General features: G+C 65.4%; 15 protein-coding genes and 1 pseudogene. 10 read left to right on the plus strand and 6 right to left on the minus strand.

The window, feature by feature from the left end:
* The first annotated feature begins 47 nt into the window (after window positions 1-47).
* The 7 genes from trhP (at window position 48) to AC3RCP_RS21195 (ending at window position 6882) form a co-directional block, all read left to right on the plus strand.
* The gene (trhP, locus tag AC3RCP_RS21165; RefSeq protein ID WP_492570935.1) at window positions 48-1385 is read left to right on the plus strand and encodes a prephenate-dependent tRNA uridine(34) hydroxylase TrhP; all 1338 of its coding nucleotides are present in this window, start codon (window positions 48-50) and stop codon (window positions 1383-1385) included.
* A 312-nt stretch (window positions 1386-1697) separates the two neighbouring features.
* On the plus strand, window positions 1698-2474 hold the full coding sequence (locus AC3RCP_RS21170; protein ID WP_007927242.1) for an ABC transporter substrate-binding protein: 777 nt from the start codon (window positions 1698-1700) through the stop codon (window positions 2472-2474).
* An 84-nt stretch (window positions 2475-2558) separates the two neighbouring features.
* Window positions 2559-3248, plus strand: coding sequence for an ABC transporter permease (locus AC3RCP_RS21175; RefSeq protein WP_053261906.1), 690 nt, complete (start codon window positions 2559-2561; stop codon window positions 3246-3248).
* Window positions 3249-3260: 12 nt separating this feature from the next.
* Window positions 3261-3959, plus strand: coding sequence for an ABC transporter permease (locus AC3RCP_RS21180; protein ID WP_007927258.1), 699 nt, complete (start codon window positions 3261-3263; stop codon window positions 3957-3959).
* A gap of 9 nt (window positions 3960-3968) precedes the next feature.
* Window positions 3969-5081 carry a succinylglutamate desuccinylase/aspartoacylase family protein gene (locus AC3RCP_RS21185; protein WP_492570934.1) on the plus strand — a complete coding sequence of 371 codons (1113 nt, stop codon included), beginning with the start codon at window positions 3969-3971 and terminating at the stop codon, window positions 5079-5081.
* Window positions 5082-5099: 18 nt separating this feature from the next.
* Window positions 5100-5864, plus strand: a complete 765-nt coding sequence (locus tag AC3RCP_RS21190; protein ID WP_492570933.1) for an ABC transporter ATP-binding protein — start codon at window positions 5100-5102, stop codon at window positions 5862-5864.
* Between the two features lie 109 nt (window positions 5865-5973).
* Complete coding sequence (locus AC3RCP_RS21195; RefSeq protein WP_492570932.1) at window positions 5974-6882, plus strand: MurR/RpiR family transcriptional regulator; 909 nt, start codon at window positions 5974-5976, stop codon at window positions 6880-6882.
* A gap of 171 nt (window positions 6883-7053) precedes the next feature.
* Here the strand turns inward: AC3RCP_RS21195 and ctpM are convergent, their stop codons facing one another.
* Together ctpM and AC3RCP_RS21205 are read right to left on the minus strand one after the other, a co-directional pair.
* A complete protein-coding gene (gene ctpM / locus AC3RCP_RS21200; RefSeq protein WP_492570931.1) occupies window positions 7054-8733 on the minus strand; it encodes a methyl-accepting chemotaxis protein CtpM in 1680 nt (559 codons plus the stop codon).
* A 199-nt stretch (window positions 8734-8932) separates the two neighbouring features.
* On the minus strand, window positions 8933-10249 hold the full coding sequence (locus tag AC3RCP_RS21205; protein WP_162096424.1) for a Na+/H+ antiporter family protein: 1317 nt from the start codon (window positions 10247-10249) through the stop codon (window positions 8933-8935).
* A gap of 1570 nt (window positions 10250-11819) precedes the next feature.
* Between AC3RCP_RS21205 and AC3RCP_RS21210 the strand changes: the two are divergent.
* Together AC3RCP_RS21210 and AC3RCP_RS21215 are read left to right on the plus strand one after the other, a co-directional pair.
* Window positions 11820-11966 (plus strand): annotated as a pseudogene (locus AC3RCP_RS21210) (HAMP domain-containing protein); the annotation flags it as partial.
* 102 nt (window positions 11967-12068) lie between these two features.
* The gene (locus tag AC3RCP_RS21215) at window positions 12069-12824 is read left to right on the plus strand and encodes a methyl-accepting chemotaxis protein (RefSeq protein ID WP_404940529.1); all 756 of its coding nucleotides are present in this window, start codon (window positions 12069-12071) and stop codon (window positions 12822-12824) included.
* 218 nt (window positions 12825-13042) lie between these two features.
* On the opposite strand, the gene AC3RCP_RS21220 is transcribed toward AC3RCP_RS21215, so the two are convergent.
* Genes AC3RCP_RS21220 through AC3RCP_RS21235 form a run of 4 tightly spaced genes read right to left on the minus strand, consistent with a single transcriptional unit; the run spans window position 13043 to window position 15643 of the window.
* Window positions 13043-14356, minus strand: coding sequence for a sensor histidine kinase (locus AC3RCP_RS21220; RefSeq protein WP_492570930.1), 1314 nt, complete (start codon window positions 14354-14356; stop codon window positions 13043-13045).
* Window positions 14353-15021: a response regulator transcription factor gene (locus AC3RCP_RS21225; RefSeq protein WP_101338527.1), complete on the minus strand. Its 669-nt coding sequence runs from the start codon at window positions 15019-15021 to the stop codon at window positions 14353-14355. Before AC3RCP_RS21225 ends, AC3RCP_RS21220 begins: the two co-directional genes overlap by 4 nt.
* Entirely contained in the window at window positions 15021-15335 is a 315-nt protein-coding gene (locus AC3RCP_RS21230) for a PepSY domain-containing protein (RefSeq protein WP_007930564.1), read from the minus strand. Before AC3RCP_RS21230 ends, AC3RCP_RS21225 begins: the two co-directional genes overlap by 1 nt.
* Window positions 15335-15643, minus strand: a complete 309-nt coding sequence (locus AC3RCP_RS21235) for a PepSY domain-containing protein (protein ID WP_007930566.1) — start codon at window positions 15641-15643, stop codon at window positions 15335-15337. The genes AC3RCP_RS21230 and AC3RCP_RS21235 overlap by 1 nt, the downstream gene beginning before the upstream one ends.
* 160 nt (window positions 15644-15803) lie before the next feature.
* Here AC3RCP_RS21235 and AC3RCP_RS21240 point away from each other — a divergent pair, with 160 nt between their 5' ends.
* Window positions 15804-16883 carry a patatin-like phospholipase family protein gene (locus AC3RCP_RS21240; RefSeq protein ID WP_101339458.1) on the plus strand — a complete coding sequence of 360 codons (1080 nt, stop codon included), beginning with the start codon at window positions 15804-15806 and terminating at the stop codon, window positions 16881-16883.
* Window positions 16884-16930 lie beyond the last annotated feature (47 nt).

Genomic DNA, 16930 nt, shown 5'->3' on the forward strand with positions numbered 1-16930 from the left:
ACCGGCCCTGGCCTTACCCTCGCGACCTTTTGCCATCGACAATCGCCATGACGCCCCTGACCCGCCCCGAACTGCTCGCCCCCGCCGGCACCCTGAAAAACATGCGCTACGCCTTCGCCTATGGCGCCGACGCGGTGTACGCCGGCCAACCGCGCTACAGCCTGCGGGTGCGCAACAACGAATTCGACCACGCCAACCTGGCCCTCGGCATTCGCGAGGCCCAGGCCCAGGGCAAGCGCTTCTACGTGGTGGTCAACATCGCCCCGCACAACGCCAAGCTCAAGACCTTCCTCAAGGACCTGGAGCCGGTGATCGCCATGGCCCCGGACGCGCTGATCATGTCCGACCCGGGGCTGATCATGCTGGTGCGCCGGCACTTCCCGCAGATGCCGATCCACCTGTCGGTGCAGGCCAATACGGTGAACTGGGCCAGCGTCGAGTTCTGGCAGCAACAGGGCCTGAGCCGGATCATCCTGTCCCGCGAGCTGTCCCTGGAAGAGATCGAGGAAATCCGCCAGCAAGTGCCGGCCATGGAGCTCGAGGTATTCGTCCACGGCGCGCTGTGCATGGCCTATTCCGGGCGCTGCCTGCTGTCGGGGTACATGAACAAGCGCGACGCCAACCAGGGCACCTGCACCAATGCCTGCCGCTGGAAATACCAGGCCGAGGCAGCCACGGAGAATACCGTCGGCGAGATCGTCCGGCAGTTCCAGCCGGAACCGACCCTGGGCCTGGGCGCGCCGACCGACCAGGTGTTCCTGCTGCGCGAGGCCAATCGCCCGGACGAAGCGATGCCGGCCTTCGAGGACGAGCACGGCACCTACATCATGAACGCCAAGGATCTGCGCGCGGTGCAGCATGTCGAGCGCCTGACGCGCATGGGCGTGCACTCATTGAAGATCGAGGGCCGCACCAAGTCGCACTTCTATTGCGCCCGCACCACCCAGGTCTATCGCCGGGCCATCGACGACGCAGTGGCCGGCCGCGAGTTCGACCGCAGCCTGATGAACGACCTGGAGTCCCTGGCCCAGCGTGGCTACACCGAAGGTTTCCTGCGCCGCCACGTGCACGACGAGTACCAGAACTACCAGAACGGCAGCTCGGTATCGGAACGCCAGCAGTTCGTCGGCGAACTCACCGGCGAACGCCGCGACCGGCTGGCAGAAGTGAAGGTGAAGAACCGCTTTGCCCTGGGCGACCATATGGAACTGATGACCCCCAAGGGTAACTTCCACTTCGACCTGCACCAGTTGCACAACGTGCGCGGCGAGCCGATCGAGGTCGCGCCGGGGGACGGACACACCGTGTACCTGCCGATCCCGGACGCGGTGGATCTGCGTTTTGCCTTGTTGATGCGCGATGTGACGGCGAACAGCGCGGTGTAATCCTGATTGAGGTGGCGTCGCTGATGACGCCATCGCGGGCAAGCCGGATCGCCGCCCGCTCGCTTCTACACCGCAATAACCCTGCCCCTGCATCACGTACGCCCCCCTCCCCCAAATCCATCCCAACAGGCTGCGCCGACCGGTGCGACCAGATATCCGCACGGGCTATTCTGACATTATTATTTTCACAATATTGATTTCTGAAATAATACATGTCATTTATAGCCACACCAAAATCACCAGGACCGAAGCACGCCAGACCGGACGGCTTGTACCCGTACCACCCCAACGCCCCTCCAAGGAGTCAACAATATGAACAAGACAGAACTTCTAGGTGCTCTGGCGCTGTGCGCCGCAAGCTTCCTGGCCCATGCCGACGAAGACCGCCTGCGTATCGGCATCGAAGCCGCCTACCCGCCCTTTTCCTTCAAGACGCCTGAGGGCAACGTCAGTGGTTTCGACTACGACATCGGCAACGCCTTGTGCGCAGAGATGAAGGTGAAATGCGAGTGGGTCATCCAGGAATTCGACGGCATGATCCCGTCGCTCAAGGTGCGCAAGATCGATGCCGTGCTGTCGTCGATGTCGATCACCGAGGACCGGATGAAGTCGGTCGACTTCAGCAAAAAGTACTACCACACGCCGGGCAAGTTCGCGATGAAGGCCGGCAACGTGATCAACGACCCGGTGCAGGACCTCAAGGGCAAGAAAGTCGGCGTGCAACGCTCCTCGACCTACGACCGTTTCGCCACCGAGCAACTGGCCAACGCCGGGATCGAGGTGGTTCGCTATGCCTCGCAGAACGAAGCCTTCCTCGACCTCGCCTCGGGCCGTCTGGACGCCACCCTCGCCGACATCGTCAACACCGACGAGAGCTTTATCAAGACCGCGGCAGGCAAGGGTTTCGCCCTGGTCGGGCCGGACATCAGCGACCCGAACTATTTCGGCAGGGGCGCCGGGATCGCCGTGCGCAAGGGCGATAGCGCCAATGCCGCGCGCCTCAATGCGGCCATCGACGCCATCCGCGCCAACGGCAAGTACCAGCAGGTAATGGCCCGTTACTTCGCGTTCGATATCTACGGCGAATAAGCCTGACCCAGGGCCCTGGCGCCGGCCCGTTGCCGGTGCCGCGCCCGCCTTGCGCCTCGCGGCGCTCGCTTGAGGAACTTCATCATGCTCCACGGCTACGGATCGAGCATTCTCGATGGCGCCTGGCTGACCATCAACCTGGCGCTGACCTCCATGACCCTGGCCATTGCCCTGGGCCTGGTCGGCGCGGCCTTTCGCCTGTCGCCGCTGAAATGGCTGGCGATGCTGGGCGAAGGGTATACGACCCTGATTCGCGGGATTCCCGACCTGGTGTTGATCCTGCTGATCTTCTACGGCGGCCAGGATCTGGTGAACCGCCTTGCCCTGGCGCTCGGTTACACCCGCTATTTCGACATCAACCCGTTTATCGCCGGCGTCTGCACCATGGGCTTCATTTTTGGCGCCTATCTCTCGGAGACCTTTCGCGGCGCCTTCATGGCGATCCCCAAGGGCCAGGCCGAGGCTGGCGCGGCTTATGGCATGAGTGGCGCCCAAGTGTTCTGGCGGATTCTGGTGCCGCAAATGATTCGCTTCGCCATTCCCGGCTTCACCAACAACTGGCTGGTACTGACCAAGTCCACCGCGCTGATTTCGGTGATCGGCCTGCAGGACATGATGTTCAAGGCCAAGAATGCGGCGGACGCCACCCACGAACCCTTCACCTTCTTTCTCGCCGTGGCGGCGCTTTACCTGCTGCTGACCAGCCTGTCGTTGCTGGTGCTGCGTTATCTGGAAAAACACTACTCGGTCGGCCTCAAAGCCGCCGAACTGTGATTGGGAGCCCCCATGATTCTCGACTACCACCTGATCTGGGAGAACCTGCCGCTGTATTTCGGTGGCGTACTGGTGACCCTCAAAGTGCTGCTGATTTCCCTGGCCTGCGGCCTGCTGCTGGCGGTTCCGTTGGCGCTGATGCGGGTGTCCCGCTCGCCGCTGATCAACTTCCCGGCGTGGCTCTACACCTACGTGATCCGCGGCACGCCGATGCTGGTGCAGCTGTTCCTGATCTACTACGGCCTGGCCCAGTTCGAAGCGGTACGCCAGAGCCTGCTCTGGCCTTACCTCTCCAGCGCCACCTTCTGTGCCTGCCTGGCCTTCGCGCTCAACACCGGCGCCTATAGCGCCGAACTGCTGGCCGGCAGCCTGAAGGCCACGGCCCACGGCGAGATCGAGGCCGCCAGGGCCATGGGCATGTCGCGCCTGACCCTGTACCGGCGCATTCTCCTGCCCTCGGCCTTGCGCCGGGCGCTGCCGCAGTACAGCAACGAAGTGCTGATGATGCTGCAAACCACCAGCCTGGCCTCCATCGTCACCCTCGTCGACATCACCGGCGCCGCGCGCACCGTCAGTTCGCGCTTCTACCTGCCGTTCGAGGCGTTCATCACCGCCGGGCTCATCTACCTGGTCCTGACTTTCATCCTGGTCCGCCTGTTCAAGCTCGCCGAGCGCCGCTGGCTGGCGTACCTGGCACCGCGCAAGCACTGAGGAGCTGTTATGGAACACATTCAATACCGCTTGCCCTGGAGCGCTTCGGGTACCGAACGCCAGCTGACGCTGTTTCGTTTCGGCAGCGGGTCGCGCAAGGCCTACATCCAGGCGTCCCTGCACGCCGACGAGCTGCCGGGCATGCGGGTGGCCGTCGAACTCAAGCGGCGCCTGCTCGAACTGGAAGAACAAGGCCGCCTGACGGGGGTGATAGAGCTGGTGCCGATGGCCAACCCGATCGGCATCGCCCAGATGTTCCAGGCCACCCACCAAGGCCGCTTCGAGTTCGGCAGCGGCAAGAACTTCAATCGCGATTTCCCGGAGCTGACCGAGGCCGTGACGCCGTTGCTGGAAGGCCGGCTGGGCGACGACGCCAGCGCCAACATCGCGCTGATCCGCCGCGCCCTGCTCGATGCCCTGGCAGACATGCCGGCGCCAGACTCGGAACTCGACGGCCTGCGCCGCCTGTTGTTGCAGCATGCCTGCGATGCCGATGTGGTGCTGGACCTGCACTGCGACTTCGAGTCGGTGATGCTGCTGTACGCCATGCCGCAGAACTGGCCACACCTGCGCTCTCTGGCCGCGCGCCTGTACGCAGGGGCCGCCCTGCTGGCCGAGGCCGCGGGCGGCAGCGCCTTCGATGAAGCCTGCGCGATCCCCTGGCTACAGTTGGCCGAGCGCTTTCCGGCGGCCGATATTCCGCTGGCGTGCGTGGCCACTACCATCGAGTTGCGCGGCATGGCCGACACCGAGCGCGAGCCCTGCGCCGACAGCGCCCAGGCCATTCTCGGCTACCTCGCCGACCAGGGCCTGATCAGCGGCGGCTGGCCGCCAGCGCCACCGTGCATCTGCGAAGCGACGCCCTTCGCCGGCGCGCAGTACGCCTATGCGCCGCACCCGGGGGTGGTGAGTTTTCTGCAACCCCTGGGGGCCCGGGTCAAGGTCGGCGACCCGCTGTTCGAGGTCATCGACCCGCTGACCGATCACCACAGCCTGGTGCGCGCCGAGACCAACGGCATCCTTTATGCCCGCGAGCGCCTGCGTTTTGCCCAACCCGGTCTGTGGCTGGCCAAGGTGGCCGGCAATACCCCCATCCGCCAGGGTCGCCTGCTCAGCGACTGACTCCAGAGAATCGCAACCATGTACAAACTTGAAATTCAGGACCTGCACAAAAGCTACGGCGCGCACCAGGTGCTCAAGGGTGTGTCCCTGCAGGCGAAAGCCGGCGACGTGATCAGCCTCATCGGCTCCAGCGGTTCCGGCAAAAGCACCTTCCTGCGCTGCATCAACCTGCTGGAGCAGCCCAGCGCAGGCAGCATCGTGCTCAATGGCGACCCCCTCGAACTGCGCGCCAGTAAACTCGGCAGCCTCAAGGCGGCCGACCCCAGGCAGTTGCAACGCATGCGTTCGCGGCTGTCGATGGTGTTCCAGCACTTCAACCTGTGGTCGCACATGAGCGCCCTGGAAAACGTCATGGAAGCACCGGTGCATGTGCTGGGCCTGAGCAAGCAGGAGGCCCGGGAAAAAGCCGGGCACTACCTGGACAAGGTCGGCGTGGCGCACCGTATGGACGCCTGGCCGGCCCATATGTCGGGCGGCGAGCAGCAGCGCGTGGCGATTGCCCGGGCGCTGGCCATGGAACCGGAAGTGATGCTGTTCGACGAGCCGACCTCGGCACTCGACCCGGAACTGGTCGGCGACGTGCTCAAGGTGATGCAGGACCTCGCCCAGGAAGGCCGGACCATGGTCGTGGTGACCCACGAAATGGGCTTTGCCCGCGAGGTTTCGAACCAGCTGGTATTCCTCCACCAGGGCCTGGTCGAAGAACGCGGCGAGCCGCGCGAAGTGCTGGCCAGGCCCCAGTCCGAACGCCTGCGGCAGTTCCTCGCCGGCAGCCTGAAATAACCCGACGCGGCGCCCCCCTGGCCTGGCGCTGCACGCCAGGGGGCGGCTTCGGATACACTCCGTCAACCTTGTGCCCCTCCTCCCATCCTCAGGACATGTTGAGCCGGATATGCCGACCCCACTGAAAGACACCACGGTCTATGCCGCGCCGGTGATGCGCAAACTGGCACAAATCGTTGCCGACCTGCCGCCGTCGCTGCGCAAGGTCGCGGACTTTATCCTGCGCCATCCGTTGAAGGCCGCGACGCTGACCATCGAGGAGATGGCCCACGCAACCTCGACCTCGCCGGCGGCGGTCAACCGGCTGGCCAAGACCCTCGACCTCGGCGGCTACACCGGCATGAAGGCCGAGCTGGTGACGACGCTGCAGCAAATGGTCTCGCCGGTCGACAAGCTGCGCAACGAACTGGCCCATCGTCCCGGTGGCGCCTTCGGCCTGCACGAGCAGATCCAGAGCGCCAGCAGCAACCTCGCCATGGCGGCGACCAACAATCATGCCCAGACCTTCGACGCCTTCGTCACCAGCCTGGTCCAGGCGCGCAAGATCTACATCCTGGGCTTCGGCAACAGCGTCTACTTCGCCGGCCTCGCCGCCTCGACCCTGATGCCCTTCTGTGCCGACGCCACCGCCATCAGCATGGAGGGCGGCAACGAAAACGCCGCCTACCGCCTGGCCGCGATCACCGATCAGGACGTCCTGCTGGCCATCTCCCTGCCGCGCTACTCCCTCGATACCCTGCAACTCGCCCGTTTCGCCAACGAACGCGGCGCCACGGTGCTGGCCATCACCGACTCCCCCGCCTCGCCGTTGACCAGCATTGCCGAACATGTGCTGTTCGCCCCCGCCGACCATCCGGTGATGACCAGCTCCAACATCGCGGTGCTGGCCCTGATCGAAGGCTTGGTGGCCGGGGTGATGGCGCGCAACAAGGAAGCGGTCAAGCTGGCGACCGAGCTGACCGAAAGCGTGATGTCCTACCTGCATATCCCGGGCAGCGGCAAACCGAGCAAGCCGTGAGGCGGTTTTTATCGGGGTACAGGGGCTGGCTCGATGTGAATGCCTGACAGCCCCTGTAGCCGCTGCCGCAGGCTGCGATCGGCTCCGAAGGAGCCGTGCTCTTGAGGGCCTCGGAAGGTCCTTCGGACCTTATCGCAGCCTGCGGCAGCGGCTACAAAAGAGCCTCCAGCGTCAGATACGGAACTGCCCCACCAGCTTGCCCAGGCGCTGGCCGAGGTCGGCCAGGCTGCGCGAGGTCTGGGCGCCAAGCTGGGTTTCGTCGGCGACGCTGTCCACCGCCACCGCGATCTGGTGCACGCTGCGGTTGATCTCTTCGGCCACCGCGGTCTGTTCTTCCGCGGCACTGGCGATCTGCGCGTTCATCGAGTTGATGGTGCCGATCAGTTGCGCCATGGCATCCAGCGACGCCCCGGCCTCGTTGGCCTGGTGCGAGGTGCCGTCGCCGGCGTCGCTGGAGCGGCGCATGGCCTCCACGGCAGTGCGCGTGCCCTGTTGCAGGCGGTCGATCATGCCCTGGATTTCCTGGGTGCTCTGCTGGGTGCGGCTGGCCAGCGCCCTGACCTCGTCGGCCACCACCGCGAAGCCACGCCCGGCCTCACCGGCCCGCGCCGCCTCGATGGCGGCGTTGAGGGCCAGCAGGTTGGTCTGTTCGGCGATGGAGCGGATCACGTCGAGCACGCTGACAATCGACGCCACGTCCTTCTGCAGGCTGTCCAGGGAGGTGCCGCTGCTGCGGATATCGCTGACCAGCGCGTGAATCTGCTGGATGCTGCCATCCACCACGCGCTTGGCCGCCTGGCCTTCCTCGTCGGTCTGCTGCGCCGCCACGGCCGCGCCCTGGGCACTGCGCGCCACTTCCTGGGCCGCCGACGACATTTGATTGATCGCCGTGGCCACCTGATCGGTCTCGTGACGCTGGCGCTCCATGGCCTGCTCGGAACGCTGGGCCTGTTCGGACACCTGGGTCACCAGGCCGGTGAGTTGGCCGGTCATCTCGGTGATCTGCCGCACCAGGCCGTGGATCTTGTCGACGAAACGGTTGAAGGAACTGGCCAGGTCGCCCAGCTCGTCCTGGCTGGTGATGGCCAGGCGGCGGGTCAGGTCGCCTTCGCCGGCGGCGATATCGTCGAGGTTGAGCTTCATCAGGTTCAGCGGCCGCAGGATGGTATTGGCCACTAGCAGGCCGATGGCGGCGATCACCAGCAGCACCACCACGGCGATGCCGATGATGCTCAGGACCATGCCCCGCATGCGCTGGTTGACGCTGGCCTCGACCTCGGCCACCTGGGCGTCGATGCCGTCCAGGTTCACCGAGGAGCCGACAATCAGGTCCCACTTGGGCAGGTATTCGGTGTACCCCAGCTTCGGCACCAGCACGTCGCTGCCCGGTTGGGTCGAGCTGTACTGCACATAATGCGTGCCGTCCTTGCCGACCTTGACCAGCTCGCGGTTGACGTACACGCCGTTGGGGTCGCGGTTGTCCTTGAAGCTCTTGCCGACGCCGTCCGGGCTGTTGCCCTTGAACAGGCGCACCGTCTCGGAGTCGTAGCCGAAGAAGTAACCGTCCTTGCCGTAGGTGATGTTCGACAGCAGCTTCACCACTTGGGCGCGGGCCGCGGTATCGCCGGGCGCCGCCGCGTCGTAGAGCGGCTTGATGGTGCTCAGGGCCACCTCCACATAGCTTTGCAGCGTGGTCTTGGCCTCGCCGAGCAGGCGCTGCCGGGTCTCGTCCACCTCGTTCTGCGCCTGCTCCTTGAGCATGACGACCGTGGTCAGGCTGATCACCAGCGCAAACAACAGGACCGGGAGGACCGCGAGGGACAGGACTTTGCCCTTCAGACTTAAGCGCATAGGAGGTTCACTCTTGATGTTGTTGGCGTGATACAGACTTAACGGCACGCCGGAACAAAAGTTGAGCCCCGCAGGACGATGCGCTGAATCTGCGGCCGCGCAGCGCCCTTGAGATCTTTCGCGAGCAAGCTTCACGCTTCTGTAGGAGCGAAGCTTGCTCGCGATAAGGACAACGCGGTGCAACTGAACCCCCGCGGGCTCAGAGCACCATGGCGGCCACCCAGCCGAACGCCAGCAACGGCAGGTTGTAGTGCAGGAAGGTCGGGACCACGGTGTCCCAGATGTGGTGGTGCTGGCCGTCGATGTTCAGGCCGGAGGTCGGGCCCAGGGTCGAGTCCGAGGCCGGCGAGCCGGCGTCGCCCAATGCGCCGGCGGTGCCGACGATGCAGACGATGGCCAGCGGGCTGAAGCCCAGCTGCACGCACAGCGGCACGAAGATGGTCGCCAGGATCGGCACGGTGGAGAACGACGAGCCGATGCCCATGGTCACCAGCAACCCCACCAGCAGCATCAACAAGGCACCCACGCCCTTGCTGTGGCCGATCCAGCTGGCCGAGGACTCCACCAGGCTTTTCACCTCGCCGGTGGCCTTCATCACTTCGGCGAAACCGGCGGCGGCGATCATGATGAAGCCGATCATCGCCATCATCTTCATGCCTTCGGTGAACAGGTCGTCGGTCTCGCGCCAGCGCACGATGCCCGACACCGAGAAGATCAGGAAACCAGACAACGCCCCGATAATCATCGAGTCCAGCAACAGCTGGATGACAAAGGCCGCGACAATCGCCAGACCCGCCACCAGCAGCGTGCGCGGGTTGTATTGCACCGTCACCTGCTCGACTTTCTCGATCAGTTCCAGGTCATACACGCGCTTCTTGCGGTAGCTGACAAAGGCCAGCAGCAGGCCGAAGACCATGCCCAGGGCCGGAATGCCCATGGCGTGGGTGACATTGATATTGCTGATGTCCACGCCACTGCGGGCGACGTTGGCCAGCAGGATCTCGTTGAGGAAGATGTTGCCGAACCCCACCGGCAGGAACATGTACGGGGTGATCAAGCCGAAGGTGATGACGCAGGCGATCAGCCGTCGGTCCAGCTGCAGTTTGCTCAGCACATACAACAGCGGCGGCACCAGCAGCGGGATGAAGGCGATATGGATCGGCAGGATGTTCTGCGAGGCGATCGCCACCACCCACAACAGGCCGATCAGCAGCCATTTGACGTTGCCGCCGCCGTTGGCGTCCTGGCGGTCCACCAGCAGCAGGATCTTGTCCGCCAGGGCGTGGGCCAGGCCGGACTTGGCGATCGCCACCGCAAAGGCGCCGAGCAAGGCGTAGGACAAGGCCACCGTCGCCCCGCCGCCGAGGCCATTGTTGAAAGCCTTGAGGGTCGCCTCGATGCCCAGGCCACCGGTCAGCCCTCCCACCAGCGCGCCTACGATCAGCGCGATCACCACATGCACGCGGGACAGGCTGAGGACCAGCATGACGCCAACCGCGGCAATTACTGCATTAATCATCGTTACCTCATGGCACTGCGGCGGGAAAACGCCGCAAAAGGAATGAGTCCGGCCAGAGGGCAACCATTGCCGACGCCGGATTGAAAAAGGAGGGTCTTATTAGAGGGCGCGCACTTTGCAGCAGCGGGCAACGCTTGTCAAAACCGGCGGGCACTCGCTGCCCGACCGACTACCGCCTGCGCCGGCAGCTCCGCCGTCACTTGTAGCCGCTGGCGCAGCCTGCGATCGGCCGCGCAGCGGACGCCGGGCTGAGGATCGAGTCTTCCAGGCCAGTCGCATTGCGTGCCTTTGCGAGTGCTGCGCACTCGATCGCAGCCTGCGGCAGCGGCTACAGGGAGCGGCATTCGAACGAGCGTTTAAAGAAGGCCGTTCTTCGGCCGATACGCTGCAAAGTCTCAAATAAATATCGAATAAGGACGTCTCCATGTCGCTCAGACAACTTTCCATCCAGTGGAAAATCACCCTGCTCGCCGGCCTCTGCCTGGCCGGTGTAGTGACCCTGCTGGTGGGGCTTTCGCTGTACCGCATGGAGCACAGCTCCGCACTGGTGAAGGCCTCGAGCATGGAGATGCTCAACGAAGCCGCCCAGGCCCGCATCGAGGCCCAGGGCGAGGTTCAGGCGCTGGGCATCCGCCAGCAATTCATGGACGCCTATCAATACGGCCACGGCTTCTCGCGCCAGGTGCTGTTCCTGCGCGAGCAGGCCGAAAAGCGCTTCCTCGATGCCTTCGACCTGCGCGAGGACCTGACCCGCCAGGTGAAGTCGGCGCTGCAGGCCAACCCCGACCTGCTCGGCCTGTCGCTGGTGTTCGAAGCCAACGCGCTGGACGGCAAGGACGAACTCTTCAGCGGCCAGAGCGAACTGGGCAGCAACGACAAGGGCCGCTTCGCCCTCTACTGGTCGCAGCCGACCCCGGGCAAGCTGACCTCCATGGCGCTGCCGGAAAGCGACATGAGCGACACCACCACCGGCCCCAGCGGCCAGCCGGCCAACGCCTGGTTCACCTGCCCGCGTAGCACCCTCAAGCCTTGTGTGATCGAGCCTTACTTCTATGTGATCGACGGCCAGAACGTGCTGATGACCAGCATCGTGTTCCCGCTGCTGGTGAACGGCAAAGTCATCGCCTCGCTGTCGGTGGACATCAACCTCAACAGCCTGCAATCGGTCAGCCAGCAAGCGAGCAAGGCGCTCTACGACGGCCAGACCACGGTCAGCATCATCAGCCCGGTCGGCCTGCTCGCCGGCTACAGCGCCGACGCCAGCAAGCTCAGCCAGCGCCTGGACCAACTGGACCAAGCCAACGGCACCGAGCTGATCCGCCTGCTGTCGGCCAGCACCCAGACCCAGAGCCTGCACAACGACAACGCCCTGAAAGTGCTCGCGCCCTTCACCCCGATTCCCGGCGGCAAGCCCTGGGGCGTGCTGCTGCAAGTGCCGGAGCGGGTCCTGGTGGGCCCGGCCGAAGCTCTGAAGAACCAGCTAGACCAGAGCAATAAGGCCGGCACCCTGGTCGAACTGGGCCTGGGCCTGCTGGCCGCGGTGCTCGGCCTGCTACTGGTGTGGCTGATGGCGCGCAGCGTGACCCGGCCGATCCTCGGCGTGGCGCACATGCTGGAAGACATCGCCAGCGGCGAAGGCGACCTGACCCGGCGCCTGGCCTACGACAAGAAAGACGAACTGGGCCAGCTGGCCGGCTGGTTCAACCGCTTCCTCGACAAGCTGCAACCGATCATCGCCGAGGTGAAACGCTCGGTGCAGGACGCCCGCGGCACTGCCGACCAGTCCTCGGCCATCGCCACCCAGACCAGCGCCGGCATGGAGCAGCAGTATCGCCAGGTCGACCAGGTGGCCACCGCTTCCCACGAGATGAGCGCCACCGCCCAGGACGTCGCCCGCAGCGCGGCCCAGGCCGCGCAGGCCGCCCGCGATGCCGACCAGGCCACGCGCCAGGGCCTGAGCGTGATCGACCGCACCACCGCGAGCATCGATCACCTGGCGGCCGACATGAGCACCGCCATGACCCAGGTCGAAGGCCTGGCCGCCAACAGTGAAAAGATCGGCTCGGTGCTGGAAGTGATTCGCGCCATCGCCGAGCAGACCAACCTGCTGGCCCTCAACGCCGCCATCGAGGCCGCCCGCGCCGGCGAGGCCGGGCGTGGTTTCGCGGTGGTCGCCGACGAAGTGCGCAACCTCGCCCGGCGCACCCAGGAGTCTGTGGAGGAAACCCGCCAGGTCATCGAGCAGCTGCAAAGCGGCACCCAGGAGGTGGTCGGCTCGATGGGCAACAGCCATCGCCAGGCCCAGGGCAGCGTCGAACAGGTCGGCCAGGCGGTCACCGCCCTGCGGCAGATCGGCGACGCGGTGACGGTGATCAGCGACATGAACCTGCAGATCGCCAGCGCCGCCGAAGAGCAAAGCGCGGTGGCCGAGGAGATCAACAACAACGTGGCGACCATCCGCGACGTCACCGAATCGCTGTCGGAACAGGCCAACGAATCGGCGCGGGTCAGCCAGTCACTGAACAGCCTGGCCAACCAGCAGCAGAGCCTGATGGACCAGTTCCGGGTCTGACCTCCCCTTTCAAAAACGCCTCGGTGTAGCCGCTGCCGAGGCACGAGGCTGCGATCGGCTGCGCAGCAGTCGTAGACCCGGCGACTCGGTCGATCAGATACACCGCAGGCATAGGGTTGGCGGGCGCTTCGTCGGAATGCCGCCCAACCCGATCGCAGCCTCGTGCCTCGGCAGCGGCTACAGGGATTCAGGGATTCAGGGATTCAGCACCGGCAATATCAGCGCCCAGGCAACTCGATCAACACCCGCAGGCCGCCCTGCGGGCTTTCCAGCAAGCGCAGTGCCCCGCCCCAGCTTTCTACGATATCGCGCACGATGCCCAGGCCGAGCCCGTGGCCGTCGGTCTGCTCGTCCAGGCGCGTGCCACGGCTGAACACCTGGCTGCGCTGCTCCTCGGGAATCCCCGGCCCGTCGTCGTCCACCGCCAGGCCATAACCCTCGGCGGTCTGCCACACGCTCAGCGCCACTTCGGCATCGGCCCACTTGCAGGCGTTGTCCAGCAGGTTGCCCAGCAGTTCCAGCAGGTCTTCCCGGTCCCAGGGCAGTTGCAGGCCGGGGGCCGCCTGATAGCTCAGGTCCAGGTGCTCGCCATGGATCATGTTCAGGGTCGCCAGCAGTCCCGGCAGCTCGGCGTCGCAATCGAACAGCGCGCCGGGTAACGCATCGCCGGCCAGGCGCGCGCGGTTCAACTCGCGGTTGAGCCGCTGCTGCACCTGCGCCAGCTGCTCCTCGAGCAACTGGCGCAGCTCCGGGTGCGCCTGCAACTTGGGGTTGGACGCCAGGCTCAGCAGCACCGCCAGCGGGGTCTTCAGCGCGTGCCCGAGGTTGCCCAGGGCATTGCGCGAACGCTTCAGGCTGTCTTCGGTATGGGCCAGCAAATGGTTGATCTGCGCCACCAGCGGTTCCAGCTCCAGCGGCACCTGTTCGTCCAGTTGCGAACGCTGGCCGCGCTGCAATTGGGCGATCTGCTCGCGGGCCTGCTCCAGCGGGCGCAAGGCGCGGCGCACGGTAACCCGCTGCAGGATCAGGATCAGCAGCAGGCCGGCCAGGCCCAGGCCCAGGCCCACCTGTTGCATGCGCAGGAAGCTCTCGCGCACTGGGGTGTAGTCCTGGGCCACGCTGATGGAAATCGACTGCCCGAGGCGCCGGTAGTCGGTGCGCAGCACCAGCAGGCGTTGGCCTTCCGGCCCCAGTTGCAGGTTGCTGTGCAGGCCGGTCTGCGCCAGCGCTGGCAGGTCCTGGTCCCACAGCGAGCGGGAGCGCCAGTGCACGTCATCGAAGTCGATGCGAAAGTAATGCCCGGAAAACGGCCGCTGATAAGCCGGCGACAACCGCCGCTCGTCCAGCTGCAAACCCTGGGGGCCCCGGACCAGCGCCACCAGCAGGCTTTCGCTGTCGTTGCGCAAGCCGGCTTCCAGGTAGCGTTGCAAGCCCATCTCGAACAGCCACAGGCTGGTCTGCGCCAGCACCAGGCCGACAATCACCATCACGCTGATCAGGCCCAGGCTCAGGCGGCGCTGGATCGACCTCACTGGGCGTTCCCGCCGAACAGGTAGCCCTGGCCGCGGCGGGTTTCGATCACGCTGCGCCCGAGCTTGCGCCGCAGGTGGTTGACGTGGACTTCCAGCACGTTGGAATCGCGCTCGGTCTCACCGTCGTAGAGGTGTTCGGCCAAATGGCTTTTCGAAAGGATCTGCTCCGGGTGCAGCATGAAGTAGCGCAACAGGCGGAACTCGGCGGCGGTCAGCTGGATGTCCACGCCGTCGCGCAGCACGCACTGGCGGCCTTCGTCGAGGTGCAGCCCGGCGGCCTGCAATGTCGGCTGGTTGGCCTGGCCATGGGAACGGCGCAGCAGCGCCTGGATGCGCAGGTGCAATTCTTCCGGGTGGAAGGGTTTGGTCAGGTAGTCGTCGGCGCCGGCCTTGAGGCCTTCGATGCGCTCGGCCCAGGACCCGCGGGCGGTGAGGATCAGCACCGGGGTCGCCAGGCCGCCGGCGCGCCATTTGGTCAGCACTTCCAGGCCCGGCACCCCCGGCAGGCCGAGGTCGAGCACGATCAGGTCGTAGGGCTCGCTGGCGCCCTGGTACAGCGCGTCACGGCCGTCGGCCAGCCAGTCCACGGCGTAGCCCTGGCGGTTGAGCCCGGCCAGCAGTTCGTCGGCCAGGGAGACGTGGTCTTCCACCAGGAGCAGGCGCATCAGTCATCTTCCTTGTCTTTCAGTAAGCGGCCGGTGGTGGCCTCCAGGTCCAGCTCGCGGACCACGCCCTCGGCGGTCAGCAGCTCGACTTCATAGATGTAGACGTCGTGTTTTTCTTCCAGCTCGGCCTCCAGCAACTTGGCCCCGGGGTAACGGTCCAGGGCCTGCTGCAGCAATTGCTCCAGCGGCAGGATCACCCCTTGCTGGCGCAGGCGCAGGGCTTCGTCCTGGTCCAGGTCGCGGGCCAGCGCCACCGAGCAAAAAGCCAGAAGCGCCAGGGCCACCCTGCTGCCGGCGCGTAGATTCACCTTCATTACGTATCCTGATGATCCTTGAGCACCTGGCCGCTCACTGCGTCCAATTCCAGGTCCCACTCAACCCCTTGAGGGTCGCGCATCTCGATCTGGTAGATGTACTTGCCGTACTCCTCTTCCAGCTCGGTTTCGGTGATGGTCGCGCCCGGGTGCTTGGCCAATGCCGTGGCATTGAGTTTTTCAAAGGACACAATGGTACCAGCGTCGCGCAGTCTCAGGGCCTCGTCGGGCCCCAGGTCGCGGGCATGGGCCAGGCTGGCGGTCATACCGATGAGGGTCGCGGTGAACAGGGCAGTCAGGGTTTTCATGGGGTGTCTCCGAATTTCTCGTTATGTGTTGCTACGGGGCTCACGATAGCCGGTCGAACTTAATTGAAACTGAATGGCCATCATCGGCGCCGCGCAGGTTTCATTCGGCGCCGCGGGCCCGAGCTTTTATACTCGGCTGTCGCTCGAGATTGAGGCCGGTATGACCGCTATCCACATCAAGTTCCCCGCCCTGACCCTCAAGGCCGGCCCACGCGCCCTGGCGCGCATTCGCGCCAACGGCCTGAGCGCGGCCGAAGTCGGCACCCTGCCCGGCGCCGCCGGCGGGCCGAAAGCCCTGGGCATCCAGGGGCTGGACCTGGCGCTGTTCGGCGAATGGCTGCCAGCGGCGCCACGGGAACGTTCGCTGATTGGCGCCTCGGTGGGTTCCTGGCGCTTCGCCAGCGCCTGCCTGCCGGACGCCGCCGAAGGCATCCGCCGCCTGGGCCAGCTGTACAACGCCCAGAGTTTCGCCAAGGGCGTGAGCATGGCGCAGATCAGCCAGAGCTCGCAACGCATGCTGCACGAGCTGCTCGACGGCCGCGACGCAAGCATTCTCGACAACCCGCACTACCGGCTGAACATCATGGTGGTGAAAAGCCACGGCCTGCTCGCCGACGACCATCGCGGGCGGCTGGGCCTGGGGCTGTCCTCGGTGATCGCCGACAACCTGCGTGGTCGCGCGCGCCTGGCGCGGCACTTCGAACGCCTGGTGCTGCATGACCCGCGCCTGGCGCCGCCGCTGCATGCCCTCGAAGACTTCCCCTCACGCTTCGTGCCGCTGGACACCGGCAACCTGCGCCAGGCCCTGCTGGCCTCGGGTTCGATCCCGATGGTCATGCAAGGCGTGCGCGACCTGCCCGGCGCCGGGGCCGGCACCTTCCGCGACGGCGGCCTGCTGGACTACCACCTCGACCTGCCCTACAGCGGCGACGATATCGTGCTCTACCCGCACTTCACCGACCGGGTGATTCCCGGCTGGTTCGACAAGACCCTGCCCTGGCGCCGCGGCAACCCGGGCCGTTTGCAGGACGTATTGCTGCTGGCACCGTCGAAGGAATACCTGGCGCGCCTGCCCTACGGCAAACTGCCGGACCGCAACGACTTCAAGCGCTTCATGGGCGACGACGCCAGCCGCCAGAAATACTGGCGCAGCGCGATGGACGAAAGCCGGCGCCTGGGCGACGAGTTCCTCGAGCTGGCCGGTAGCGGTCGTCTCGGCGAACAGCTATTGACCCTTTAGTCAGTGTTTTCCCGCAACCGTATAACCAAGCTGGTAAACTCGCCGCC

This window comes from Pseudomonas sp. GW822-FHT05A08 (assembly GCF_058800485.1).